Origin of the sequence: Sphingobium sp. (genome assembly GCF_041987595.1) — a bacterium.
Classification (GTDB): Bacteria; Pseudomonadota; Alphaproteobacteria; order Sphingomonadales; family Sphingomonadaceae; genus Sphingobium.
Window position 1 is genome coordinate 1 of record NZ_JBHIWJ010000040.1, and the last position, 26,063, is coordinate 26,063.

General features: G+C 64.2%; 16 protein-coding genes and 1 tRNA gene. 7 read left to right on the forward strand and 10 right to left on the reverse strand.

All coding sequences use genetic code 11. From position 1 onward, the window contains the following. The 3 genes from ACFC3J_RS11940 to ACFC3J_RS11950 form a co-directional block, all read left to right on the forward strand. Nucleotides 1–813 (forward strand): PepSY domain-containing protein (locus ACFC3J_RS11940; protein ID WP_375196392.1); only part of this gene is annotated, 813 nt, incomplete at its 5' end. Nucleotides 814–929: 116 nt separating this feature from the next. Next, nucleotides 930–2,552 carry an NAD(P)/FAD-dependent oxidoreductase gene (locus ACFC3J_RS11945; RefSeq protein ID WP_375196393.1) on the forward strand — a complete coding sequence of 541 codons (1,623 nt, stop codon included), beginning with the start codon at nucleotides 930–932 and terminating at the stop codon, nucleotides 2,550–2,552. Nucleotides 2,553–2,875: 323 nt separating this feature from the next. Further along, nucleotides 2,876–3,358 (forward strand): energy transducer TonB, encoded by a 483-nt coding sequence (locus tag ACFC3J_RS11950; protein ID WP_375196417.1) that lies wholly within the window; start codon nucleotides 2,876–2,878, stop codon nucleotides 3,356–3,358. A gap of 110 nt (nucleotides 3,359–3,468) precedes the next feature. Here ACFC3J_RS11950 and ACFC3J_RS11955 read toward each other — a convergent pair whose 3' ends face one another. Further along, nucleotides 3,469–4,470: a DUF2279 domain-containing protein gene (locus tag ACFC3J_RS11955; RefSeq protein ID WP_375196394.1), complete on the reverse strand. Its 1,002-nt coding sequence runs from the start codon at nucleotides 4,468–4,470 to the stop codon at nucleotides 3,469–3,471. A 462-nt stretch (nucleotides 4,471–4,932) separates the two neighbouring features. Between ACFC3J_RS11955 and ACFC3J_RS11960 the strand changes: the two genes are divergently transcribed. Beyond that, nucleotides 4,933–5,301 (forward strand): thermonuclease family protein, encoded by a 369-nt coding sequence (locus ACFC3J_RS11960; RefSeq protein ID WP_375196395.1) that lies wholly within the window; start codon nucleotides 4,933–4,935, stop codon nucleotides 5,299–5,301. Nucleotides 5,302–5,323: 22 nt separating this feature from the next. Next, nucleotides 5,324–6,010, forward strand: coding sequence for a hypothetical protein (locus ACFC3J_RS11965; RefSeq protein ID WP_375196396.1), 687 nt, complete (start codon nucleotides 5,324–5,326; stop codon nucleotides 6,008–6,010). Between the two features lie 70 nt (nucleotides 6,011–6,080). Here ACFC3J_RS11965 and ACFC3J_RS11970 read toward each other — a convergent pair. The 3 genes from ACFC3J_RS11970 to rpoB all read right to left on the reverse strand — a co-directional run bounded on the left by ACFC3J_RS11970 (nucleotide 6,081) and on the right by rpoB (nucleotide 14,898). Then, nucleotides 6,081–6,154 (reverse strand) — tRNA-Gln (locus ACFC3J_RS11970). Between the two features lie 234 nt (nucleotides 6,155–6,388). Continuing rightward, complete coding sequence (gene rpoC / locus ACFC3J_RS11975) at nucleotides 6,389–10,645, reverse strand: DNA-directed RNA polymerase subunit beta' (RefSeq protein WP_375196397.1); 4,257 nt, start codon at nucleotides 10,643–10,645, stop codon at nucleotides 6,389–6,391. A gap of 86 nt (nucleotides 10,646–10,731) precedes the next feature. Beyond that, on the reverse strand, nucleotides 10,732–14,898 hold the full coding sequence (gene rpoB, locus ACFC3J_RS11980) for a DNA-directed RNA polymerase subunit beta (RefSeq protein ID WP_375196398.1): 4,167 nt from the start codon (nucleotides 14,896–14,898) through the stop codon (nucleotides 10,732–10,734). 461 nt (nucleotides 14,899–15,359) lie between these two features. Between rpoB and ACFC3J_RS11985 the strand changes: the two genes are divergently transcribed. Then, entirely contained in the window at nucleotides 15,360–17,639 is a 2,280-nt protein-coding gene (locus ACFC3J_RS11985) for a TonB-dependent receptor (protein WP_375196399.1), read from the forward strand. Here the strand turns inward: ACFC3J_RS11985 and ACFC3J_RS11990 are convergent. Then, entirely contained in the window at nucleotides 17,619–18,827 is a 1,209-nt protein-coding gene (locus ACFC3J_RS11990; protein WP_375196400.1) for an MFS transporter, read from the reverse strand. The genes ACFC3J_RS11985 and ACFC3J_RS11990 overlap by 21 nt on opposite strands. Nucleotides 18,828–18,979: 152 nt before the next feature. Here ACFC3J_RS11990 and ACFC3J_RS11995 point away from each other — a divergent pair, with 152 nt between their 5' ends. Next, the gene (locus tag ACFC3J_RS11995; RefSeq protein WP_375196401.1) at nucleotides 18,980–20,092 is read left to right on the forward strand and encodes a helix-turn-helix transcriptional regulator; all 1,113 of its coding nucleotides are present in this window, start codon (nucleotides 18,980–18,982) and stop codon (nucleotides 20,090–20,092) included. Nucleotides 20,093–20,163: 71 nt separating this feature from the next. Here the strand turns inward: ACFC3J_RS11995 and ACFC3J_RS12000 are convergent, their stop codons facing one another. The 5 genes from ACFC3J_RS12000 to ACFC3J_RS12020 form a co-directional block, all read right to left on the reverse strand. Next, complete coding sequence (locus tag ACFC3J_RS12000; RefSeq protein ID WP_375196402.1) at nucleotides 20,164–21,531, reverse strand: cell wall hydrolase; 1,368 nt, start codon at nucleotides 21,529–21,531, stop codon at nucleotides 20,164–20,166. A gap of 30 nt (nucleotides 21,532–21,561) precedes the next feature. Beyond that, nucleotides 21,562–22,491, reverse strand: coding sequence for a cysteine synthase A (gene cysK / locus ACFC3J_RS12005; protein ID WP_375196403.1), 930 nt, complete (start codon nucleotides 22,489–22,491; stop codon nucleotides 21,562–21,564). Next, on the reverse strand, nucleotides 22,488–23,804 hold the full coding sequence (locus tag ACFC3J_RS12010) for an MFS transporter (protein WP_375196404.1): 1,317 nt from the start codon (nucleotides 23,802–23,804) through the stop codon (nucleotides 22,488–22,490). The genes cysK and ACFC3J_RS12010 overlap by 4 nt, the downstream gene beginning before the upstream one ends. Before the next feature lie 109 nt (nucleotides 23,805–23,913). After that, a complete protein-coding gene (locus ACFC3J_RS12015) occupies nucleotides 23,914–24,324 on the reverse strand; it encodes a hypothetical protein (protein WP_375196405.1) in 411 nt (136 codons plus the stop codon). Nucleotides 24,325–24,346: 22 nt separating this feature from the next. Continuing rightward, nucleotides 24,347–25,975: a helicase HerA-like domain-containing protein gene (locus tag ACFC3J_RS12020; RefSeq protein ID WP_375196406.1), complete on the reverse strand. Its 1,629-nt coding sequence runs from the start codon at nucleotides 25,973–25,975 to the stop codon at nucleotides 24,347–24,349. Between the last annotated feature and the right edge of the window lie 88 nt (nucleotides 25,976–26,063).

Sequence of the window (26,063 nt, forward strand, 5' to 3'; positions counted from 1 at the left end):
ATCCTGCTGTGCGTGACAGGGCTGTATCTGCGCTGGCCGCGCCGGGGCAGTCCTGCGCTGGCGCTGCGCGGAAGGCCCGGCGGGCGGCTGTTCTGGCGTGATCTGCATGGGACGGTCGGTTTCGTGGCGGCGGGGGTGATTGTGTTCCTCGCCGTGACGGGAATGCCCTGGACGGATGTTTGGGGCCGCGGGCTGCGCTCGGTTATCGCGGCCCATGACCTTGGACGGCCGAAACTGGGCGCAATTCCGTGGAGCGCGCCTGCCAGGGAAGCGCTGCCATGGGTGCTGCGCGAAGGTGGCGCGGTTCCCGGTGGGGCTGGCGGGGCTGGCGTCGATGATGTGGCAAGGATCGCGGCTCAGCGGGGCTTGCCGGGCGGTTATGTCGTGAGCTTTCCGGCCACGGCAGGGGCGCCCTGGCTGGTGACGGCGCAGGCGGTGAAGGCGGAGGAGGCGCGGGTCCTCACCATCGACGCCGGATCGGGCGCGGTGGAGCAGGATATCGACTGGCGCATGTTCGGGCCGGGCGCGAAGGCGGTCGAATGGGGCGTCGCCACCCATCAGGGGCAGGAATATGGCGAGGGCAACCGGCTGCTGATGCTGGCGGGATGTCTGGCGTTGTTGCTGCTTTGCGTGACCGCGCCCGTGCTGTGGTGGAAGCGGCGGCTGGGCGAGCCTCCGGCGGCGACGCCTGCCGCCAGCCGCATGGTGGCAGGGTTGATGCTGGTGCTGGGCCTGCTTTTTCCGCTGACGGGGTTGAGCATGATGGTCGCGCTGCTGGGCGAATGGGGAGCAGTCCGGCTATGGAGGGCGTGACGGGGCTGCAGCCGACTCGCATGTGGGCGTTTTGTTTGCCGCATTTCAGCCGCGCTGAACGATGTTTCCGAGTCGTCAGGTGTTACCTGACGTGAAAATGCTCTAGGGGCAGGCGGATGTTGCGCCTTTCCGGATTGAAACTGCCCCTCGACCATCCTGCCGAGGCGATGCCCGTCGCCATTTGCGAGCGCCTCGGCCTCGCGCCGCAAGAGTTGCTGAGCCATGTCGTGGTGCGCCGGGGCAATGATGCGCGACGCAAAAATGCGATCCAGCTCGTCTATACCGTCGATGTCGACGTCACCGACGAGGCGGGCGTGCTGGAGCGGTTCGCCAAGGACCATGACGTCCGCCCGCGTCCGGATACCGACTATAGGTTCGTGACCCGGGCGACAGGTGACTGGTCCGGCAAGCGGCCGGTCGTGATCGGTGCGGGGCCGTGCGGGCTGTTCGCCGGGCTGATCCTGGCGCAAATGGGTTTCCGGCCGATCATCCTCGACCGCGGCAAGGTGGTGCGGGAACGGACCAAGGACACATGGGGCCTGTGGCGCCGTTCGGAACTCAACCCCGACAGCAACGTGCAGTTCGGGGAAGGTGGGGCCGGGACCTTTTCCGACGGCAAGCTCTATTGCCGGGTAAAGGACCCGCGCTTTCTGGGGCGCAAGGTGCTGGAGGAGTTCGTCGCGGCGGGCGCGCCGGATGATATCCTGACCGAAGCGCACCCGCATATCGGCACCTTCCGCCTTGTTTCCATGGTGGAATCGATGCGCCGCCAGATCGAGGGGCTGGGCGGCGAATATCGCTGGCAGCATCGGGTCGATGAACTGGAACTGGAGCGGCAGGCGGATGGCACGCAGAAGCTGCGCGGACTGCATCTGCATGACGGCAGCTTCATCGAGACCGACCACGTCGTCATGGCGGTCGGCCACAGCGCCCGCCCGACCTTCGAGATGCTCCATCGGCGCGGCGTGCATATCGAGGCCAAGCCCTTTTCCATCGGCGTGCGGATCGAGCATCCGCAAAGCTGGGTCGACCGCGCCCGCTACGGCAATTGCGCCGGGCATCCGGTGCTGGGCGCGGCGGCCTATAGCCTGGCCCATCATTGCGCCAACGAGCGCACCGTCTACAGCTTCTGCATGTGCCCCGGCGGACGGGTGGTGGCGGCGACTTCGGAGGAAGGGCGCGTCGTGACCAACGGCATGAGCCAATATTCGCGCGCCGAATTCAACGCCAATTCGGGCCTCGTCGTCGGCATCGATCCGGAACGGGACTATCCCGATGGGCCGCTTGCCGGGATCGACCTGCAACGCCATTGGGAGTCGATGGCCTTTGTCGCGGGCGGCGGCAATTATCATGCGCCTGGGCAGAAGGTGGGTGATTTCCTCGCCGGACGCGCATCGACCGAATTGGGCGAGGTCATTCCTTCCTACAAGCCCGGCGTCACCATGACCGATCTGTCGCGCTGCCTGCCGGAGTTCGTGCTGGAGGCGTTCCGGGAGGCGATCCCCGTCTTCGGCCGCCAGATCAGCAGTTACGATCATCCCGACGTCGTCATGACCGGCGTGGAGACGCGCACCTCTTCCCCGATCAGGATCACCCGCGGCAGGGATTTTCAGAGCCTCAATGTCGCAGGGCTTTATCCGGCAGGCGAAGGCGCGGGCTATGCGGGGGGCATCCTGTCGGCCGCCATCGACGGGATCAAGGTGGCCGAGGCGGTGGGCCTCAGCATCGCGGCGGGCTGATCGCGGCATCCCCGTCATTCACGGCGCCGGGCGGGGCGTGAGTCGCCGGATGGGGCTGCAAGCCTTGATGCGCAAAAAGCCATCTAAAAGGACGGCTTGGCGCAAGCTGTTCCAAAGCAGTCGAGGGAGTGGGCCGATCAAATGTTCAGCGGGCAATTGTGAAATAATCGATATGTTGATGAGATCGTTGAGCTATATTCGTTACTCAATATCGAGTATTTGTAATATATAACTTCGCACCGCTTTCGGCCGGCAAGACGCCGCCGCAGTGGCTTCCAATCGACATTCCGGCAGAGGAGGCTCTTATGCATGCCAAGCCCTTGGTGCTTTGCTTGTCCCTGCTACTTTCAACAGGGGTTTCCGCCAAACAACCGGGCGACCAGCTGACCGTCGTTGCGTCTCCGGAAAATGTAGTCAGTTATGAAAGATGGTCCGACAAGGCTGCGAACCGGCTCACCCGCAGTATCCAGCGATCCGCCAATCTGGCGACTGACCATAGGGCCACCGGCTACGCCCGCGTCCTGTTCCGCCTGAACGCAGAGGGCAGGCCGGATGCCATTGCCCTGGCCGAACCGTCTTCCTCCCGCGCGATCGATCGCATATCGTTGCGCGCCGTGAAGACAATGGGGGCTTTGACCCCCTTGCCGCAGCAAATCTCCCCCGATTCCCGATTCGAAGCGTGGATCATCGTCGCCAATGATGTCTGGCAGAAGGATGATATGCTGAGCCAGCTGCGCACCGGCCACAAGGCCCGGACGACGGCGCAGGCGGCAGGGCAACGCCCCGTTCTGATTGCGTCGCGCTGAACGCTGCCTGCCCCTTTTGGCAGCGTAGGCGCGTGGTGGAGTCTGGGAGAGCGGTATGGTGGAGGGGTCCGTGCAATCCTCCTTCCGTTCTTCCAGCTTCGGCCGGTCGGTCAATAATCGTAGACCGCCGTATAGGGCAGTTGGAAATAGTTGAGACCGCTACCGATGGCGCGGCCCAGCCGCGACCGGCTGTCCTTGAAGAACAGTTGCTTGATGTTGACACCGACGCCGAAGAAAATGTCGCGTTTGGGCGTGATCCCGGTGGCGCGGTCGGCATTGGTGAAATCCTTGCCGCGATAGCCGACCTGCAGTTCGACGAAGCGCAGTGGGCTGCTGCGCAATGCCCTGAACCCGGCCAGTTCCAGCGCCAGCAGGAAGTGCTGCTGCTCATAATGGCGCTTGCCCTTGAAGGTGTAGATGCTGGAATTGGGCATCATCAGCAGGCGGAAATCCAGCTTTTCCTCCAGACCCGGCACCGTGTGGCGCAGTACCGAGAGGGCCGCGCCCGTGGTGTTGAAAATCACGTCCTGTACGGAAAAGCCGCTATCCTCCTTATGCGCGTCCCACATCTCGCCATAGAGCATCAGACCCATGGACAGCATTGCTGCCGGCGCCGCGGCGCGTGCGCGGTCGCCGGTCTTTCGCGCGATCCGCGCACCCAGAAATTCGGTGAACAGATAGGCGTTGAAGGCATGGGTAAGCTTGTCGATGCCCAGATTATTTGTGTTCTTGCCGAACCAGCCCTCATCCTTGAAATGGAAATGGGTGGTTTCGTCCGTCCAATAGGCTTGCGTGGCGGTAACATAGGCGAAGAGGCCGATCGTTTCCCATTTGGCGGCGCCCATGCGGCTGCCGAGCGATCGATAACGCGTTTCCGGCTCCGGCGCGGGAGCAGGGCTGAAATCGGCTGGCCCCTCGATGGGCGGGGCATCCTCTTGCGGGGGCGGAGCGACCTGCGCGAGGTCGAAGGTCGAATCCATCAGGGCGAGCGGGCCGGGACCGGGAAGGGCGGGAGGCAAGGTTGCCTGATAGCTGGCATGGGCCGCTGCGGGGCTTAGGCTGATCCCGGCAGATATGGTTGCGGACAGGAGGAATGACCATGCCAGACGCATCGCTTATTCCCCAATAAACCATGGGTCCGCTGTCGGGCGTCGCATGATATATTGATTTATTGAAAAAGCTTAAGTCGGTTCGCACGGCTCGGACAATCTGAGCAAAAGGATAATCTCTGCCCATTCCTGATTATCACCCCCGCAAAAAATGCATCTGTTCGGCATTTATGGTCGGATATTGCGTCGATAGCGGGGCGTAACGCCAGGCGCCGATATCCGGGACGCTTCAGCGGTGTTGGTCGGCCCTGCCTGACAGAAGCTGCGGCGCTATTCGCATCATGATTTCCCAAATCGGGAACATGTTGAAATGAAATTATTTTCATGGGGACAGTTTCTATGCCATCGTCAAAAATCGACGTGGGCGATGGGTGGGGGGCTGACGTCATGACGGCACGGGGAGGGCTGGGGAGAGGGAATGACACATATCGCGCAAGCTGCCCTTGACGTCGCGGAGAAGCCAAAATGATGGCTGCGCTGTTCTGGGCATCTGCCTTGACAGTGATGGATGGCAGCACCCTGCGGGTGAATGGCGAGCATATACGCCTGCTCGGAATCGAGACGCCCGACCTCAAAGCCCGCTGCCGCAAGGGCAGATTATGCGGGTCTGCCGACCCCCGGCGAAGCAAGGAAAGCCTCAAGCGCTCGCTGCGCGATCCGATCACGATCGTTCCGGTGGCGCGGGACGCATCGGGGCGGACCGTGGCCATCATCTATGCGGGCGGGCTGAACATGTCCTGCGAACAGCTGCGCAAGGGCATGGCGGTTTACAAGCCCGCTTGGGACAGCGGGCGCCGGCTTGCTAGAGAATGTCGCTTTGCCTTGAGGCGATGAGCGGTCAGGAACGAGAATTTCAGTGCAACTGAACGACCTGCATCTCGCGGCCTTGCGGGGAATGGCTTTCCAGCCCAATGGACCGGGCGGCGTTATGCCCAGCACCTGGGCGGATGCTGCTCTGGACAGGTGGAACGGGTTCGATCCGCCGCTGCCCCCGCGCCGGTTCGACCGACGGGAACTGCGTGCTTATTGCCTGGATCCGGATACGCCTGTCTTCCACGCTTTCGTCGCGATCATGGCCTGGGGCGGACAGGAAGCCCGGTCGCGAAAGTTCCGCGAAGCGATCGAAGCCCGGCAGGACGTGCTCGAAACGGCTTTGTATCGGCTGCGGGAAGGACAGGCGCGCGCCAAGGCCTATGACAGCTGGTCGGGGCTGATCTGGGGACTCGGGCCGTCTTTTCTGACCAAGGTCATAGCCTTTATGTCGCCCACGGAAGATGTGGCCATCATGGACCAGTGGGCCGTCAAGGCGCTTCACCTTCTTTATGGGACCAGGATAGTTCACCTGTCTCCGCCCAAAGGCGAAGACCGGCGCGCCTCGCCCACCAACAAAAATGACGGCGGCCGTTATGACGCCTATTGCGCGCATCTGGAGCATTTGCGGGATGCACTGGGGTTGCGAAGTGTTCTGGACACGGAAGAGCGGATATTCTGCCGTCCGGGCGGGATGTGGAGGAAATATGTCCGCTTGAACTGGCATCCTTGATAAAGCCGGCGCCGTGTATGACGGGATTTGCCGGAGAGCATCAAATCAAGGAGGTTTCCGAGGGAAAGTCTGGATGCCCGACAAGGATTCGAACCTTGATTGACGGAGTCAGAGTCCGCTCTCTTACCATTAGAGGATCGGGCATCAGCGGCAGGCCAGTGGCTCACCGGAGACGCGCAAATAGGCGGGGATTCGAACTTGGTCAAGAGGCTTGCGACCGGCTTTTCGCATAAATTCATGCCCGTTCACGCCGCGGGCAAAAGAAAGCCCGCCGGACATGCTGTCGCTTCCGGCGGGCTCTTCACATGGTTCGAACAACCATGAAGGCTTGGGAGCCGCTTCCCGATGTAGGAAGCGGCTCCCTTGTTTTCAAAGCGCTTATTCCATGTCCTCGGTGGTGAAATCCTCACCCTGGACGGCGCCCAGCGGATCGTCGCCGATCGCCGCCTCCGGACCCTGACGCAGTTCGGCGGCATGCTCTTGCGCGGCCGTCTTGGGCGCGATCAGGTCGACCTGGCTCGACGCGCGCAGGGCGGCCCGCATCGCCGCGTCACGCGACGATGCGGCAACGCGCATGCGGTTCATGCCAGCGCCCGTGCCCGCCGGGATGAGGCGGCCGACAATGACGTTTTCCTTCAGGCCGACCAGCGTGTCCTTCTTACCCTGAACGGCGGCTTCCGTGAGGACGCGGGTGGTTTCCTGGAAGGACGCGGCCGAGATGAAGGAGCGCGTCTGGAGCGAGGCCTTGGTGATGCCGAGCAGCACCGGCTTGCCCGCGGCGGGCGCGAAGCCCGGCTGGAGCTTGCTGTTGATCTCGTCCATTTCCTCGCGATCGACCTGCTCGCCCACCAGCAGCGTGGTGTCGCCGGACTCGATGATCTCGACCTTTTGCAGCATCTGACGAACGATCGTTTCGATGTGCTTGTCGTTGATCTTCACGCCCTGCAAGCGATAGACTTCCTGGATTTCCGCGACCAGATATTCGGCCAGCGGCTCGATGCCGAGCACTTCCAGAATGTCATGCGGGTCGGGCGAACCACCGATCAGGTTGTCGCCGCGCTTCACATAGTCGCCTTCCTGAACGTCGATCACCTTGCTCTTGGGGATCAGATATTCGACCGGCTCGCCGCCATCCTCGGGATTGATGGCGATCTTGCGCTTCGCCTTGTAATCCTTGAGGAACTGCACGCGGCCCGACACCTTGGCAATGATAGCATTGTCCTTGGGCTTGCGGGCTTCGAACAGTTCGGCGACGCGCGGCAGACCGCCGGTGATGTCGCGGGTCTTCGCGGCTTCGCGGGAGACACGCGCCAGCACGTCACCGGCCTGCACCTGCGCACCGTCGTCGACCGACAGGGTCGCACCCACCGCCAGCATGTAGCGGGCGGCTTCGCCCGACTGGTCGTCGAGCAGGGTGAGGCGAGGACGCAGATCCTCCTTGGTGCGGGCGGACCCACGATGTTCGGTCACCACGCGCTGCGCGATGCCGGTCGCTTCGTCGGTCTGCTCGGTCAGGGTCTTGCCGTCGATCAGGTCCTGATACTTCACGATACCCGGCTTTTCGGTGATCACCGGCATGGTGAAGGGGTCCCACTCGGCGAAGCGGTCGCCCTTCTTCACGGTGTCGCCATCCGCGAACAGGATGGTGGCGCCGTAAGGCAGGCGGTGCGTTTCGCGTTCGCGGCCTTCGGAGTCGATGATCGCGATCTCGCCGTTGCGGGCGAGCGACAGGCGGCGGCCATTCTTGTCTGTGATGGTCGGCATGTCGCGCAGCTCGATCGTGCCGTCCGACATGGATTCGAGGTTCGACGTTTCGTTGAAGTTCGCCGCGCCGCCGATGTGGAAGGTCCGCATGGTGAGCTGGGTGCCCGGTTCACCGATGGACTGCGCCGCGATGACGCCGACCGCTTCACCGATATTGACCGGCGTACCGCGGGCGAGGTCACGACCGTAGCATTTGCCGCAAACGCCCATCTTGCTTTCGCAGATGAGAGGCGAGCGGATTTTCACCGACTGCGTGCCGATGGCCTCGATCTGCGCCACCAGCGCTTCGTCGAGCAGCGTGCCGATCGGCACGATGACGGTGCCGTCCTTGCTGTCGACGATGTCCTGCGCCGTGGTGCGGCCCAGGATACGCTCGCCAAGCGAGGCGATGACGGAGCCGCCCTGGACGATGGCCTTCATCTCCAGCGCCTTGTCGGTGCCGCAATCTTCCTCGACGACGGTGCAGTCCTGGCTGACGTCGACCAGACGGCGGGTCAGGTAACCCGAGTTTGCCGTCTTGAGCGCGGTGTCGGCCAGACCCTTGCGAGCGCCGTGGGTCGAGTTGAAATATTCAAGGACGGTCAGGCCTTCCTTGAAGTTCGAGATGATCGGCGTTTCGATGATCTCGCCGCTCGGCTTGGCCATCAGGCCGCGCATGCCGGCAAGCTGCTTCATCTGGGCCTGCGAACCACGGGCACCGGAGTGCGCCATCATGTAGATCGAGTTGATCTGGGCCATGCGGCCGGTCTGCGGATCCTTGGGCTGGGCGCGGATTTCGTCCATCATGGCGTTCGCCACCACGTCGCCGCAACGGCTCCAGGCGTCGATGACCTTGTTGTACTTTTCCTGCTGGGTGATCAGGCCGTCCTGATACTGCTGCTCATAGTCGGCCACGAGCGCCTTGGTTTCGGCGACGGTGCCTTCCTTGGAGTCCGGGATCACCATGTCGTCCTTGCCGAATGAAATGCCGGCCTGGAACGCGTGGCGGAAGCCCAGCGCCATGATGGCGTCGGCGAACAGCACCGTGTCCTTCTGACCCGTGTGACGATAGACCTGGTCGATGACGTCCCCGATTTCCTTCTTGGTGAGAAGGCGGTTGACGACGTCGAAGGGCACCTTGTGGCTCTTGGGCAGACATTCGCCCAGCAGCATGCGGCCCGGCGTCGTCTCGAAGCGCTTCATATACTGATTGCCGGCTTCGTCGGTCTGCGGCACGCGGCTGATGATCTTCGAGTGCAGGGTGACGGCCTTGGCATAGAGGGCCTGATGGACCTCCTGCATGTCGGACAGCAGCATGCCTTCGCCGGGTTCGCCTTCGCGCTCCATGGACAGGTAATAGATACCCAGAACCATGTCCTGCGACGGAACGATGATCGGCTTGCCGTTCGCGGGGCTGAGGATGTTGTTGGTCGACATCATCAACACGCGCGCTTCCAGCTGGGCTTCAAGGCTCAGCGGAACGTGGACGGCCATCTGGTCCCCGTCGAAGTCGGCGTTGAAGGCCGAGCAGACGAGCGGGTGCAGCTGGATCGCCTTACCCTCGATCAGAACGGGTTCGAACGCCTGAATACCAAGGCGGTGGAGCGTCGGCGCGCGGTTCAGCATCACCGGATGCTCGCGGATCACTTCGTCCAGGATGTCCCAGACTTCCTTGCGTTCCTTCTCGACCCACTTCTTCGCCTGCTTGAGGGTCATGGAAAGACCCTTGGCATCGAGGCGGGCGTAGATGAACGGCTTGAACAGTTCGAGCGCCATCTTCTTGGGCAGGCCGCACTGGTGCAGCTTGAGTTCCGGGCCGGTCACGATGACCGAACGGCCCGAATAGTCGACGCGCTTGCCGAGCAGGTTCTGACGGAAGCGGCCCTGCTTGCCCTTGAGCATGTCGGACAGCGACTTGAGCGGACGCTTGTTCGCGCCGGTGATGACGCGGCCGCGACGGCCATTGTCGAACAGGGCGTCAACGGCTTCCTGCAACATGCGCTTTTCGTTGCGGACGATGATGTCCGGCGCGCGCAGTTCCATCAGCCGCTTCAAACGGTTGTTGCGGTTGATGACGCGGCGATAGAGGTCGTTCAGGTCCGAAGTCGCGAAGCGGCCGCCGTCCAGCGGCACCAGCGGGCGCAGTTCCGGCGGAATGACCGGCACGACGTCCAGGATCATCCACTCCGGGCGGTTGCCGGAATCCAGGAAGCTCTCGACGACTTTGAGCCGCTTGATGATCTTCTTGGGCTTCAGTTCCGACTTGGTTACGGCCAGCTCGTCCAGCAGCGCCTGCTTCTCGCCCTCAAGGTCGAGGTCCATCAGCATCTGCTTGACCGCTTCGGCACCGATGCCGGCCGAGAAGGCGTCCTCGCCATATTCGTCCTGCGCGTCGAGCAGTTCGTCCTCGGTCAGAAGCTGGAACTTTTCGAGCGGAGTCAGACCCGGCTCAGTGACGATGTAGGATTCGAAATAAAGGACCCGCTCCAGCTGCTTGAGCTGCATGTCCAGCAGCAGGCCGATGCGCGAGGGTAGCGACTTCAGGAACCAGATGTGCGCGACCGGGGCGGCCAGTTCGATATGGCCCATCCGCTCGCGGCGGACCTTCGACACCGTGACTTCGACACCGCACTTTTCGCAGACGATGCCCTTATACTTCATGCGCTTATACTTGCCGCACAGGCATTCATAATCCTTGATCGGACCGAAGATGCGCGCGCAGAACAGGCCGTCACGTTCCGGCTTGAACGTGCGGTAGTTGATGGTTTCCGGCTTCTTGATCTCGCCGAAGGACCAGCTGCGGATGCGCTCGGGCGAGGCAAGACCGATCTGGATCTGGTCGAAGGTTTCCGGCTTCTGGACCGGGTTCGCGAAGTTGGTCAGTTCGTTCATAATTCACATCCCTCTAGAGGGTAAAATTTTCCGGGCGAAGAAGGGGGCAGGGGGCGCCGCCGACCGGCAGCGCCCGGTAACACCCCTTATTCCGCCGCCTGCGCGAAGCCGTCGCCGTCTTCCTCGATCTCGTCCATCGCGGCGAGTTCGACGTTGAGACCCAGTGAGCGCATTTCCTTGACCAGCACGTTAAAGCTTTCGGGGATGCCGGCCTCGAACGTGTCGTCGCCCTTGACGATCGCTTCGTAGACCTTGGTGCGGCCGACCACATCGTCCGACTTCACCGTCAGCATTTCCTGCAGCGTGTAGGCGGCGCCATAGGCCTGAAGCGCCCACACCTCCATTTCACCGAAGCGCTGGCCGCCGAACTGCGCCTTACCGCCCAGCGGCTGCTGGGTGACGAGCGAGTAGGGGCCGATGGAACGGGCGTGGATCTTGTCATCGACCAGGTGGTGCAGCTTCAGCATGTAGATGATGCCGACAGTCACCTTGCGGTCGAAACGATCGCCGGTGCGGCCATCGTACAGGTCCGACTGACCCGAAGAGTGCAGGCCGGCCAGTTCCAGCATCGCCGATACGTCAGCTTCGCGGGCGCCGTCGAACACCGGGGTTGCCATCGGCACGCCGCGCTGGAGATGCTCGGCAAGGTCGACGATCTGTTCGGCCGTGCGGCCATTGATCTGGTCGGCATATTGCTCGCCATAGGTTTCCAGCAGGCGGGTCTTGACCGCATCCGGCATCTCGCCAGCCTGCGCGTTCGGATTGGCTTCCCGCCAGTCCTCCAGCGCATGCTTGAGCTGCTGGCCGAGGCCGCGCGCGGCCCAGCCGAGGTGCGTTTCGAAGATCTGCCCGACGTTCATGCGCGACGGCACGCCCAGCGGATTCAGCACGATGTCGACATGGGTGCCGTCTTCGAGGAACGGCATGTCCTCGATCGGCAGGATGCGCGAAATGACGCCCTTGTTCCCGTGACGGCCGGCCATTTTGTCGCCCGGCTGCAGCTTGCGCTTCACCGCGACGAACACCTTGACCATCTTGAGCACGCCCGGGGGCAGCTCGTCGCCACGCTGCAGCTTGTCGACGCGATCCTCGAACTTCTCGACGATCAGCTTCACCGCTTCGTCATATTGCGCCTTGACGGCTTCGATGCCGGCCTGACGCTGGTCGTCCGCAACCGCGAACTTCCACCATTCATGACGCTCGACTTCGCCGAGCAGGGCTTCGTCGATTTCCACGCCCTTGCGCACGCCCTTGGGAGCGGCCGTGGCGGTCTGGCCCAGCAGCATTTCCTGAAGACGGTTGAAGGTCGCGCGGTTGAGGATGGCGCGTTCGTCCTCGCGGTCCTTGGCGAGACGGTCGATTTCCTCCCGCTCGATCGCCATGGCGCGCTCGTCCTTGTCGATGCCGTGGCGGTTGAAGACGCGGACTTCCACGACCGTACCGGCAACGCCCGGCGGCAACCGCAGCGAGGTGTCGCGCACATCGCTTGCCTTTTCACCGAAGATCGCGCGAAGCAGCTTTTCTTCCGGGGTCATCGGCGATTCACCCTTGGGGGTGATCTTGCCGACCAGAATGTCGCCCGGCTCCACTTCGGCGCCGATATAGACGATGCCCGCCTCGTCGAGGTTGCGCAGCGCTTCCTCGCCGACGTTCGGAATGTCGCGGGTGATGTCTTCCGGACCCAGCTTGGTGTCGCGGGCCATGACCTCAAATTCCTCGATATGGATCGAGGTGAAGACGTCATCCTTCACGATCCGCTCGGAGATCAGGATGGAGTCCTCATAGTTGTAGCCGTTCCAGGGCATGAACGCGACCAGCGTGTTGCGGCCCAGCGCCAGCTCGCCGAACTCGGTCGACGGGCCGTCGGCGATGACGTCGCCGGCCTCGATCAGGTCGCCCACCTTCACCAGCGGACGCTGGTTGATGCAGGTGTCCTGGTTGGAGCGCTGGAACTTCTGCAAAGTGTAGATGTCGACGCCCGACTGGCCGGGTTCGATATCGCCGGTGGCGCGGATCACGATACGGGTCGCGTCGACCTGATCGATGATGCCCGCACGGCGAGCCGCGATGGCAGCGCCCGAGTCACGCGCAACCGTGCCTTCCATGCCGGTGCCGACGAACGGCGCCTCGGCGCGGACCAGAGGCACGGCCTGACGCTGCATGTTCGAACCCATGAGCGCGCGGTTGGCGTCATCGTTTTCCAGGAATGGAATGAGCGAGGCCGCGACCGACACCAGCTGCTTGGGGCTGACGTCCATCAGGGTGATGTGGTCCTTGGGGGCCATCAGGAATTCGCCCGCTTCACGAGCCGAGATCAGGTCTTCGGCCAGCGTGCCGTCCGCGTTCAGCTCGGCATTCGCCTGCGCGATGGTGTGCTTGGCTTCCTCCATCGCCGACAGATAGACGACCTCGTTGGTCACCTTGCCGTCGATCACCTTGCGGTAAGGCGTTTCGATGAAGCCGTATTTATTCACGCGGCTGAAGGTCGCAAGGCTGTTGATCAGACCGATGTTCGGGCCTTCCGGCGTTTCAATCGGGCAGATACGGCCATAGTGGGTCGGATGAACGTCGCGGACTTCGAAGCCGGCGCGCTCGCGGGTCAGACCGCCCGGCCCAAGCGCCGACACGCGGCGCTTGTGGGTGACTTCCGACAGCGGGTTGGTCTGGTCCATGAACTGCGACAGCTGCGAGGAACCGAAGAACTCGCGAACGGCGGCCACCGCGGGCTTGGCGTTGATGAGGTCGTTCGGCATCACGGTCGAGACGTCGACGCTCGACATGCGCTCCTTGACGGCGCGTTCCATGCGGAGAAGCCCGACGCGATACTGGTTCTCCAGCAACTCGCCCACCGAGCGGACGCGGCGGTTGCCGAGATTGTCGATGTCGTCGATCTCGCCCTTGCCGTCCTTCAGATTCACCAGTTCCTTGACCACGGCGAGGATGTCCTCGACCCGCAGGGTGGTGACGGTATCCTCGGCATCGAGGTCGAGGCGCATGTTGAGCTTCACGCGACCCACGGCCGAGAGGTCATAGCGCTCCGGATCGAAGAACAGGCCCGCGAAGAGAGCTTCGGCGGTTTCCTTCGTCGGCGGTTCGCCGGGGCGCATCACGCGATAGATGTCGGCCAGCGCCTGATCGCGCTCCTCGGCCTTGTCGGCCTTGAGCGTGTTGCGAATCCACGGGCCGGTGGTGACATGGTCGATGTCGAGCAGTTCGAGGCGGTCGATGCCGGCCTTGTCCAGCTTCTCCAGATTTTCCGGCGACACTTCGTCACCGGCCTCAATGTAGATTTCGCCGGTATTCTCGTTGATGAGGTCATAGGCGCTGTAGCGGCCATAGACTTCCTCGGTCGGGATCAGCAGCGTCTCAAGCCCGTCCTTCTCCGCCTTGTTGGCGGCACGGGGGGAAATCTTGTGACCTGCGGCGAACACGACTTCGCCCGACTTGGCGTCGACGATGTCGAAGGCCGGCTTCTGGCCGCGCCAGGCTTCGGCGGTATAGGGAATCTGCCATCCGCCCTCGCCGCGCAGGAAGGTGACCTTGTTGTAGAAATAGCCCAGCATGTCCTCGGGCGTCAGGCCCAGCGCATAGAGCAGCGCGGTGACCGGCAGCTTGCGCTTGCGGTCGATGCGGACGTTGACGATGTCCTTGGCGTCGAATTCGAAGTCCAGCCAGGAGCCACGGTAGGGAATGACGCGCGCGGCGAAGAGGTACTTGCCCGACGAGTGGGTCTTGCCACGGTCATGGTCGAACAGCACGCCCGGCGAGCGGTGCATCTGCGACACGATGACGCGCTCTGTTCCGTTGACGATGAAGGTGCCGTTCTGGGTCATGAGCGGCATGTCGCCCATGTAAACGTCCTGCTCCTTGATATCGAGCACGGAGCGGGTTTCGGTGTCCTGATCCACTTCGAACACGATCAGACGCAGGGTTACGCGCATCGGCGCCGCATAGGTGATGCCGCGCTGACGGCATTCCTCGACGTCATATTTCGGCTCTTCCAGCTCATAATGGACGAAGTCCATTTCCGCCGTGCCCGCGAAATCGCGGATCGGGAAGACCGAACGCAGGGTCTTTTCGAGGCCCGAGACATAGCCGATCGACGGGTCCGAGCGGAGAAACTGTTCATAGCTCTCCCGCTGAACTTCGATCAGGTTCGGCATCTGCACCACTTCGTGGATGTCGCCGAATACCTTTCTGATGCGCTTCTTCGCGCCGGTATTGCTGATCGTGGGGAGAGCCTTGGTCGCCATTGCGTATCCTGCCTGTTTCGTTCGTCGCATTTTTTCGCATCGCAGCGAAAATTCAGCCTTTGCATGACCGCTTTCGGGGTGATTCGTCCCTTAGCCGCCACGCAAAAAAGTGCGGGCCGGGACTGTCCGATCCGCACTGTCAGCGTCTTGTGACCCGCCGTTTTTCGCCCAATCCCGCCGGTTTCGCGCGCTATTCGAAGCCGGTCCCCGGGCGATCCGGGGGACGGTCCATGCAGCGCCGGGAGGCGCCGCGCGGACCGGATTTGAACGACCCATATAGGCCCGGCTCATCCTTTTGTGAAGGGGGGTGGGGATTTTGCCCGCCTGATGCAGACTGGTTGATGCAGGCCGCCGTTCTTGTAGAGAGATGGAATGAATCCTCCGTCTGTTCAACCCCTTGCCCTGATTCAGTGCGTGGCGTGAAGCGATGGCCGCCCTTTTGCAGCGCGGCCATCGGGCTGTTGACCATCACGGCGCCAGCGCGCGGTCAGGAGGATCTGCGCGCGGAGGCGGCGTATCAGGCCAGCCTCACGCGAGATTACATCGTCATCGTCACCGCTCGCCGTGTGGCGGAGGAGGAAGGCGCCGTGCCGATCAGCATGGTGCGGCTCGGCAGCAGGCAGTTGCAGCGCAGCGGTGCCGACACGTTGATGGACATCGCCGGATCGGTGCCCAATCTGGCGGTTGCGACGGTGGGCGCATTCGGGGCGCAACAGCCGACGCTTCGCGGTGTCTTTTCCAATATCGGTGCGTCGACCGTCGGGCTTTATGTCGACGATGTCCCGGTTCAGATCCGTTCGCTGGAGGTGGCGGGCAACCCCGATCTGCGCAGCTTCGACGTGGAACGGGTGGAGGTGCTGCGGGGGCCGCAGGGGACGCTGTTCGGCGCCAGCAGCATGGGCGGAACGATCCGCTATCTGACGCGCCAGCCCGAAATGACGGACATGGCGGTTCAGGCGAGCGGCGAGCTGGCCGCGGTGAGGGGCGGGGGCATGACCCGCGAATGGCAGGTCGGGCTGGGCGGCGCCATCGTGCCGGGGAAGGTCGGCCTGCGGGCCAGCGCCTATTATCGCCGGGACGCAGGCGTCGTCGATCGGCTTGACCCGGCCAGCGGCGCGCCGGTTCGGGACGATATCGACCATGTCGCGGCGCTGGGCCTGCGGGTCGCGGCCAAGGCGGCGCTGGGCGAGCGGCTGGAACTGACCCCGGCCCTTTTCTATCAGAAGACCGAGCGCGCAGACCTGCCCTTTTACGAAAGCGCGCTCGGTCCCTTTCGCCAGTCCGCCAGCCTGCGCCAGCCGGGGCGCGACCGGTTCCTACTGCCCAGCCTGACCGCCCGGCTCGACCTTGGCGGCGCGACGCTCACCAGCGTCACGGCATGGCTTGATCGGGACAATGTCCAGATCGTCGATTATTCGGGCTTTTTCGGAGAGATCGTGCTGGGCGGCGCGATCCCCGGCATCCGCACGCCGGGCGGCAGCTATAGCCGCACCACCGTTGCCCAGCGCAATTTCACCCAGGAAATCCGCATCGCCTCGGACGATCCGCAGGCGCGGCTGCGCTGGCTGATCGGCGGCTTTTATCGCCGTTCGCGCATCGTCATGGAACAGCGCGTGGTGGAACCGGGGATCGAGGATCTGGCCGAGGCGCAATTGGGCCTGTCGATCGAGGATATTTTCGGCTTTCCGCTGCTGCCGGGCGGGCAGAGCTATCACAGCCGCCAGCAGATCAGCGAGCGAACTCTGGCCGCTTTCGGTCAGGCGAGCTGGGCCTTTTCGCCGCGCTGGGAAATGACGGCGGGGATGCGCGTCTCCTATAATCCGCTGCGTTTCCGCCTGATGTCGGAGGGCCCCTTCGCCGGAGGCGGCAACGCGGTCGGTCCCCGGCGTCAGAGCGGCACGCCGGTCACGCCCTATGTCAGCCTGTCATGGCGTCCAGCGAAACAAGGTCTTCTCTATCTGAGCGCGGGAAAGGGATTCCGGGGCGGGGGCACCAATGGCCCCGTGCCCGCAGGCAGTTGCGCCGCCGATCTTTCGGCATTGGGCCGCAGGACGGCCCCGGACAGCTATGCGCCGGATTCGCTCTGGAGCTATGAGGCCGGGGCGAAGGCCGGGGGGCGGGCGTTGAACCTCTCGCTCGCGGCCTTTCGCATCGACTGGCGCAATATTCAGCAGTCGATCGCGCTGCCCAATTGCGGCTTTTCCTATGTCGATAATCTGGGCGCGGCGCGCAATCAGGGGATGGAACTGGCCGTGCAGGCAAAGCCGGTGCCGCCGCTGACCATCAACCTGTCGCTGGGCTTGGTCGACGCCCGTTTCCGCCGCCATGTCGGGCTGCCCAATGCGGACGGGACGGGCAGCATCGTCGCGGCGGGGGACCGGGTGCCCTATGTGCCGCGCTGGTCGGGGACGCTGGCGGCGGAATATGCCTTTGCCCTGCGGGGGCTGAACGGCTTCATCCGATCCGAATGGCAGCATGCCGGGCGCTATCGCCGCGCGCCGTCGCGCCGGTCCGTGGCCCATGACCCGCGCGTTTATGAAGGGGATGGGAGCGACATTCTGCTCCTGCGCATCGGCGTCGGGCGGGGTGGTTGGCAGCTTTCCGCCTTTGTCGACAATCTGCTCGACAGCCGTGCGGTGCTGTATCGCAATGCGGAACTGGCGCCGGTAACAGGTTCTCCGCTCCGGGAAATGGTGCAGCGGCCGCGCATCATCGGCCTTTCAGCCAGTTTTGGCGTTTGAAGGGCGGAGCAGCGCGATCAGCGGCGCCGACAGGAGCGCCAACGCCGCATAGACCAGCACCGGCAGCCGGAAGCCGCCCCCCGCCTGCCGCATCAGGTCGGTCCAGACCGGCGCCAACGCGCCGATCAGGCTGATGATCGCGGTGTTAAGGCCCAAGGTCCGCGAAAAGGCACCGGGTGGCACCATATCGGCCAGCAGCATCGATCCCGATTGGCCGGGCAGTGCGCTGGCGATGCCCCAGAACAGGATGAAGGCCGCCACCCCCGGCACGCCCATGGCACGCACCCCGGTCAGTGCAACCGTCCCGATCGCCAGCAGCAGCGCGGCTGCGATCAGGCTGGGCCGGGCGCCCAGCCGGTCTGCCGCCACACCGCCCATCAGCAGAGCGGGCAGGCCGAGCAGATTGGCGGCGCTATAGGCGGCGACCGCGCCCGGCTGCGTCATGCCCTGCGCCATCAGCGCGTCGACCGCCGCGAACAGCACGCCATTGATCGCCAGCTGGAGCAAGGTCATCGCCAGCACGAACCGGCAGAAATCCATGCTGCATAGCGCCGCCCAGGTCGATCGGGCATGGTCCGGTTCCGCCCTGATCCTGCCGCCGGGAACCAGCCACACCAGCAGCGGACAGGCCAGCGCGATGACCAGCGCGCTCGACACCATGGCCACGCGCCAGTCCTGATGACGGATGGCCGCACCGACAAAGGGCGGGATCACCGCTCCGGCGGCCACAGCCGCTCCCAGGAACAGCGCGAGCGCCAGTCCGCGCCGCATGAGGTGCAGGCGGGTGATGATGGCGATGCCGGGAACGATGGTCGACGCGCCGACGCCTGCGCCGGCCACGGCCATCGCCGCGGCCAGCCAAAGGCGGTTCTGCGCCAGTGACGCCAGCGCGAATCCTGCGGCGCTCAAAATTATGCCGGTCAGCAGGACCGGCCGCGCCCCGGCCCGGTCGAGCGTCCAGCCCGCCGGGAGGCTGACGACGCTCATCGCCAGCAGGAAGGCGGTGGCGGCGCTGCCTGCCTGTCCACCGAAATCCCCAGCCATGCTGGGCAGGAAAACGCCCAGTGACATGAGGGTCGTCCCCTGGATCAGGAGCGTGATCGCCGATAGAGCGACCACCGGCAACCAGCGCGACAGGGCAGTTTCCTCATATGCATCGATGGGGTGGGGGGCGGCGAAGAGGTCCACGATCAGCGCCTTACGCCCAAATTCACCCTATTTGAACGGGTTGGTGTCGGGTTTGTGCAATGCCGCAAAAAATCTCTGTGCTTAATCTCGTTAAATTGACTTTCGGCCCTTTCCTTGATCGAGTCGAGGGGGGATAGAGTTGAGGCAGTGCTGTGATACGCACGGAAGAAATTTACGACGCCGCGACCGATGACGGGGTGTTCGAACGGCTGGCGGCAACGCTGGCCGATGCTGTAGGCGCGCGATCGGGGGTGCTGCATTGGGGCTTTGCGCCCCAGCATATCGCGGAGATTTCCTATTCGGGTTATTTTTCCGACGCGCAAATGGCCGTCTATGATGACGAGTTTCACGCCGATGATATTTGGGGCGCTGCGCTGGATCGGTCCGACACGGTCAACCGCCTGCTGAACATTGAGGCGATCGTGCCCGACCGCGCTTATGAGGGCAGCCGGATCTATAATGAGTGGATTCGCGCCATGGGCGACGACACCTTCCGCTGTCTGGGCGGCATCATCCAGAAGGATGGGACGACCGGCCATATCGGTCTGCACCGCGGACGCACGCAACAGCCCTTCGACACACGGGAAGTGCAGGCGATGCAGGACGCCATGGGCCATATCGGCCGCATGTTCGCGATCCGCAGCAAGCTCGACCGGGCCAATCAGCATGGCCGGTCCCTGCAGGCCGCGCTCGACATGGTGGGACATGCCGTCTTCACCCTGACCGCCAACGGCGCGCTGATCGACGGCAATGGCGCGGCCGACGCCATGCTCCGCCGGGGCGACGCGCTGACCCTGCGCCAACGACAGGTCAAGGCGCGGGATCCACGCGACGACGAGGCGTTTCAGGCGGCCTTGCGGGCGGCTGCGGCGCGGCAGGGCACGCAGGCCAGCGCGATCTTCATCCATCGCGAGCAGGGCGCGCCCTATGTGCTGTCCATTGCCTCCGTCCGGGTCGGCATGGACCGGCAGATCGTCGCCATCGCCACCGATCCGACGGGGCGCGATGCCAGTCTGACCAGCCGCATCCGGGCGCTTTACGGCCTGACCCGCGCAGAGGCAGAGGTGGCCGAAGCGATCTGCGCAGGGCGCGGGCTGGAGGAATTGTCGGCCGAGCGGGGCGTCGCGCTCAACACCGTGCGGACGCAGATCAAGAATATCTATGTGAAGCTGGATTGCAGCCGCCAGTCCGAACTGGTCGCGCGCGTCGCTGCTTTGCCGCGGCTGGGGCCTTTCGAGGACCAGAGCGGATTTCGATCTGATTGAATCAGATCGCCACTCTGGATTCTTTGTTTTCCGCGATTTCTTGACGAACGATCGGTTCCGTTCGCTTGGAATTAGGGTTGGGCCGTGGGCAGGGCGACCTGTGGAGGAACCACCGGCACTGAAGGCGGCGCTATCTTGACCGTTTCGAACCGGTTCCTGCGGCGCACCCCGGCCAGCTCCGGCGCTGGGGCAGATGGCGGGACGGCGGCAGCAGGCAGGCGCTGACGCATGCACTCATCCTTGTTGGCGCGGGGCGTGCTGGTGCAATTCCACAAGGATCGCTGCAATCCCGTTGCGCTGTTGTGGATATAGGCGAAAGCCATATTCTCCATCTGGTCGCCCGATAGCGGCAGGCCGGCGGGTGCACCCCCAGCGCGCCATGCCATGATCCGACATTCCGGCCGACCCGCGCAGAAGGTCTGGGACAGCATCGGCCAGCTGTCTGGCGCCGCGCCATGGCCCAGTTCCACAAGGAAGCTTTTCGCCCCCGGCGCGATGGCGATCAGCCGCACCCCGGCCATCATCTTGCCCAGCGAATCCGAACCGATCATCTGCTGGGGCCGGGCAACCAGATCGGTGATCGCACCACCGGCCAGAAGCAGCGGCGAGGCGCCGGGACCCGCTTCGGGGCCATTCTGGTGCGCAGCGGACAGCCGGGCAATGCGCTGGATGAGCGGCTCGCCATTCTCTCCGGTCCGGCGGAACGCGGGGGGCGTTCCCCACCAGCCGCGCCAGCGGAAAAAGAGGTGGGTGCCCACCGCGCCGATCTTGTCCAGGCTGCCGCTCCAATAGGGGACGACCCAATTGGTGTGATAGTGGGTCGCATATCCGACCGGCCTGTAGACCTTGCCCGCCAGCGCGGATCTGGCGATGTCCCGCGCCCTTTCCCAGGCTGCCTGTGTCGGCGTGCGGGTCAGCGCGCCGTCGCAGGTGAAGGTAAACTGGCAGCCGGTGGCGCGCTCCTGACCCTGAAAGACGACGCCGCAGACGGTCTTGGGAAAGGCGGGATGGCGTACCCGGTTGAGCACGACCTGCGCCACCGCTCGTTCGCCGACCGCATCGTCGCCCGCCTCATAGATCTGTGCTGCCGCAAGGCAATCGGTGGCGCGGGCAAGGTCGGTTTCGGAACCGGTGAACAGGAAGGGGCGCGCCGCGGGGTTGGGCAGGCGGGAAAAGGGGACGGCCGCGTTGAAAGCCCGCGCCTGATCCCGGCCCAGCGCATAAAAATCGACGGGCTCGACGGGGGGCGGCGGGGTGCTGGGCCGCTTCAGTCGTGCAGCGGCCACGACGCCGATGCGCGTTGCCTTGGCCTTTGGCGCGCGCGCTTCCCACGCGGCGATCAGAGCGGGCAGGCCGACGAACAAGAGCAGCCAGACCAGCCACATTGCGCGATGCGGTTGGGCGCGATGCGGCTGGTCGCCAATGGAAGTGTCGGTCATGCCCGCTCCAGCCCTGCCTGTTCCCGGGCGTTATTCGGGCAGGAAATCGGGCACCGACAGATAGCGTTCGCCGGTGTCATAGTTGAAACCCAGAACGCGGCTGCCGGGGGCAAGTTCCGGCAGCTTCTGGGCAATGGCGGCGAGCGTGGCGCCCGACGAAATGCCGACCAGCACGCCTTCCTCGCGGGCGGCCCTGCGTGCGAACTCCTTGGCGTCGGCGGGATCGACCTGGATCACCCCGTCCAGCAGCTGGGTGTGGAGATTCGCCGGAATGAAGCCCGCGCCGATGCCCTGAATCGGGTGCGGGCCGGGCTGGCCGCCGCTGATGACGTGCGACAGGGTCGGCTCGACCGCATAGACTTTGAGGTTCGGCCAGAGCTTCTTCAGCACTTCGGCCGTGCCGGTGATGTGACCGCCGGTGCCGACGCCGGTGATCAGCACGTCGATCGGCGCGTCGGCGAAGTCGACCGCGATCTCCTGCGCCGTGGTGTGGACATGGACGTCGATATTGGCAGGATTTTCGAACTGCTGCGGCATCCACGAACCGGGTGTCTGATCGACCAGTTCCAACGCCCGCTCGATGGCGCCCTTCATGCCCTTTTCGCGGGGCGTCAGGTCGAAGCTGGCGCCGTAGGCCAGCATCAGGCGGCGGCGCTCCAGGCTCATGCTTTCGGGCATGACGAGGATCAGCTTATAGCCTTTGACCGCCGCGACCATCGCCAGACCCACGCCGGTATTGCCCGATGTCGGCTCGATGATGGTGCCGCCGGGTTTCAGGTCGCCCGACGCTTCGGCCGCCTCGATCATCGACAGGGCGATTCGGTCCTTGATCGACCCGCCGGGGTTGGAGCGCTCGGACTTGATCCACACTTCCGCGCCTTCCGGTGCATCGGCGAACAGCCGGTTGACGCGGATATGCGGCGTGTTGCCGATGGTTTCCAATATGCTGGATGCCTTCATAGAGCTTTCTCCTGGGTGGGTTCGGCCGCCCTTTGTTCGGGTAGGGTTTGAGGTAGGTCGAAGGTACGGGCAAGGCGAATTTCTGGAAAGAGCTTTGCCCAGGCAAGAGTGATGAGAATGGCACCGATCCCGCCGCCGATCACTGCCGCGACCGGGCCGACCAGCGCTGCAAGGAAGCCTGACTCCGCCTCGCCCAGTTCGTTCGACGCGGAAATGGTGAGTTGCGACAGGCTGGACACGCGGCCGCGCATTTCGTCCGGCGTGTGGAGCTGGATCAGCGACTGGCGCACATAGACCGACACCATGTCGGCCGACCCCAGCAGGATCAGCGCGGCGATGCCCACTTCCGGAGCGATTGTTCGTGGCAGGAAGGCGGTGCCGCCGAAGATGATGGTGGCGATGCCGAACAGGATGACCGCGCCCAGCATCTTGAGACCGACCTCCGTCTTCATCGGGCGGAAGGAGAAGAAAAGCGCCGTGACCCCCGCGCCGATGCCGGGAGAGGCGGCCAGATGGCCCAGACCCGCCGACCCCACATGCAATATGTCGCGGGCGTAGACCGGCAGCAGCGCGGTGGCCCCCGCCAGCAGCACCGCGAAAAGATCGAGCGTGATCGTTGCCAGAACCAGTCTGTTGCCGCGCACATAGGCGAGGCCGTCGATCATCTGGCGTATCGGATGGCGGCTTGTGTCGCGGGGCGGCTGGGGCACCGGGCCGATCATCAGCATGCAGAGCAGCGCCACGGCGAACAGGCCGGACGCCAGCGCATAGGCGCCCCAGGGCTGGATCGCATAGGCATAGCCGCCCAGTGCCGGCCCCGCGATCATGCCGGCCTGCCAGACGACGCTGGAAATGGCGATGGCATTGGGCAGCACTTCGCGCGGCACCAGATTGGGGGCGAGCGCGCTGTAGGCAGGCCCGTTGAAGGCGCGGGCAATGCCGACGATGGCGGCGATGCCGAAGATCAGCGGCAGGCTGACCCAGCCTTCATAGGTGGCGAAGGCCAGCGTTCCCGATGCCAGCACCAGCAGCGTCAGCGTGAAGCGGGTGATCTTTCGCCGGTCGAAATGGTCCGCAACCCATCCCGTCACGGGGGTCAGGAAGAAGAGCGGTACGAACTGCGCCAGACCGATCAGGCCGAGCTGGGCGGACGCTCCCGCCGTGCCCATGGTTTCGCGCGCGACATTGTAGGCCTGCCACGCGAGAACGATCATCATGGCATATTGCGCCAGCACTGCCGTCAGCCGCCCCAGCAGATACGCCCGGAAATTGCCGAAGCTCAACGGGTGGCGGGGGGTAGAGGGGCTGTGCATGGCTCCTCCTTAGCGCCTGCGCAATGCCAATCGCAACCGCGCGACCAGAGAAAGAGTGCAGCGATAATTGAGGCAAGAATGATCCAGCTTTCAGCCGGATCGCAACGCCTTAGTCGTCGGGTTGGAGCATGATTCCGCTGACCGACCCATTGCGCACGGAGCAGACGAACGGAACCGAGCGCCGACCGTCAAAGGGGCCGACCTCACCCTCTACTTCCCACCCCGTCGACATGGTGCTCGCGGCAATCCGGCCGAGAACCTTGGTGCCCGGCCCCGCCTCTTCCCGCGCCTTGGCAGCGCAGGCGTTGCGGGCGGCTGTGGCGGTTTCGATCCGGCCATAGCCGGGGGAGGCATAGGGCTGACGCCTGGCGTCGCGTTCAGCCTGTCGGTCGCGGGCGATGTCGCTGACGATGGCCGCGTCGACGGCGCGGTGCAGATCGCGATAATCCTGCGCACGCGCAGAGGTAGGAGCCGGGAGGGCCAAAACCAGCCCTAAAATACCCATCAGCGTCTTGTGCATGGCGGTTTCTCCTCTCCTTGGCCTATTTGAACAGGCTGCCCAATATGCCGCGCACCAATTGGCCCGCGAGACCACCCGAACTTTTACGGCTCGATCCCCCGAACACGGCGCGGCCCAATTCGTTGGCGACCTGACGCCCTACCGACGAAGCGGCGGAGCGGGTGGCAGACTGGATCGCCTTGTCGAAGGAGGAGGGTCTGGCGGCGTCGCGGGCTGCTGCTGCTTCCTGCCGGGCCTGTTCCTTCAGTTGCTGCTCGCGCTGCTTCGCCTCGGCCCTGGCCTGGGCAGCGGCGGCCCTGTCGGCTTCCGCCTGGGCCTTGGAGGCCTGTGCTGCTGCGGCGGCGGCCTGCCCCCGCGCCGCGAGGATTTCCTCGGCGGATTCGCGGTCGACGGCCGTGTCATATTTGTCCGCGCAGGGGGATATGGATTGGATGATCGCCCGTTCCCTGGCATCGACCGGGCCAAGGCGCGAGCGGGGCGGGGCAATCAGCGTGCGCTGGACGATGCCGGGCGAGCCATCCTCCTGCAACAGCGACACCAGAGCCTCGCCGACCCTGAGTTCAATGATCGCGGTTTCGACATTCAGGTCCGGGTTGACCCGGAACGTGTCGGCGGCGGCCTTGATCGCCTTCTGGTCGCGGGGGGTGAAGGCGCGCAGCGCGTGCTGGACGCGGTTGCCAAGCTGGCCCGCGACGTCCTCCGGAATGTCGATCGGGTTCTGCGTCACGAAATAGACGCCGACGCCCTTGGAGCGGATCAGGCGGACGACCTGCTCGATCTTGTCGATCAGCGCCTTGGGCGCATCGTCGAACAGAAGATGTGCCTCGTCGAAAAAGAAGACGAGGACCGGCTTGTCCGGATCGCCGACTTCGGGCAGCGTCTCGAACAGTTCGGACAGCAGCCAGAGCAGGAAGGTGGCGTAGAGCTTGGGACTCTGCATCAGCTTGTCGGCGGCCAGAACGTTTACATAGCCGCGGCCCTGATCGTCGACCTTCAGCATATCGTGAATGTCGAGCGCCGGTTCGCCGAAAAAATGCGCGCCCCCCTGACTTTCCAGCTGGAGCAGCTGGCGCTGGATCGCGCCGACGCTGGCCTTGGTCACATTGCCATATTGGGCGGAGAGGGTGTCGGCATTTTCGGCGCAATAGGCCAGCATCGCCTGCAAATCGCCCAGGTCGAGCAGCAGCAGACCCTGTTCATCGGCATATTTGAAGGCGATCGACAGCACGCCTTCCTGCGTTTCGTTAAGGCCCATCAGGCGGGAGAGCAGCAGCGGCCCCATTTCGCTGACGGTGGTGCGGACCGGATGGCCCTGCTCGCCATAGAGATCCCAGAAAATGGCGGGATTGTCGGCATAGCTGTAATTTTCGATGCCGATTTCCTTGGTGCGAGCGACGAGCTTGTCGGCATTTTTCGCGGTCGGGGAACCGGCCATGGAGATGCCGGACAGGTCACCCTTCACATCCGCAAGGAAGACGGGGACGCCGAGCGCCGAAAAACTTTCCGCGAGGCCCTGAAGCGTCACTGTCTTGCCGGTGCCGGTCGCGCCCGCGATCAGGCCGTGGCGGTTGGCGCGCCTCAGATTGAGCGTCTGGGGAATGCCGCCATCCTTGTCCGGCGCGCCAAGGCCTATGAAAATCCCGTCGCTCATCTGCGTCATGCTCCCCAAAAGTGACGGGCCGCACCCGCCGGAGTCTGCCATCCTCTTTGTAGAGGCGAGGCAGGGTTTCCGGCAAGCG

Coding starts and splice junctions, on each gene's coding strand:
- ACFC3J_RS11945 (WP_375196393.1), top strand. CDS start 930: ATGTTGCGCCTTTCCGGATTGAAACTGCCCCTCGACCATCCTGCCGAG.
- ACFC3J_RS11955 (WP_375196394.1), bottom strand. CDS start 4,470: ATGCGTCTGGCATGGTCATTCCTCCTGTCCGCAACCATATCTGCCGGG.
- ACFC3J_RS11960 (WP_375196395.1), top strand. CDS start 4,933: ATGATGGCTGCGCTGTTCTGGGCATCTGCCTTGACAGTGATGGATGGC.
- rpoC (WP_375196397.1), bottom strand. CDS start 10,645: ATGAACGAACTGACCAACTTCGCGAACCCGGTCCAGAAGCCGGAAACC.
- rpoB (WP_375196398.1), bottom strand. CDS start 14,898: ATGGCGACCAAGGCTCTCCCCACGATCAGCAATACCGGCGCGAAGAAG.
- ACFC3J_RS12000 (WP_375196402.1), bottom strand. CDS start 21,531: ATGACCGACACTTCCATTGGCGACCAGCCGCATCGCGCCCAACCGCAT.
- cysK (WP_375196403.1), bottom strand. CDS start 22,491: ATGAAGGCATCCAGCATATTGGAAACCATCGGCAACACGCCGCATATC.
- ACFC3J_RS12010 (WP_375196404.1), bottom strand. CDS start 23,804: ATGCACAGCCCCTCTACCCCCCGCCACCCGTTGAGCTTCGGCAATTTC.
- ACFC3J_RS12015 (WP_375196405.1), bottom strand. CDS start 24,324: ATGCACAAGACGCTGATGGGTATTTTAGGGCTGGTTTTGGCCCTCCCG.
- ACFC3J_RS12020 (WP_375196406.1), bottom strand. CDS start 25,975: ATGAGCGACGGGATTTTCATAGGCCTTGGCGCGCCGGACAAGGATGGC.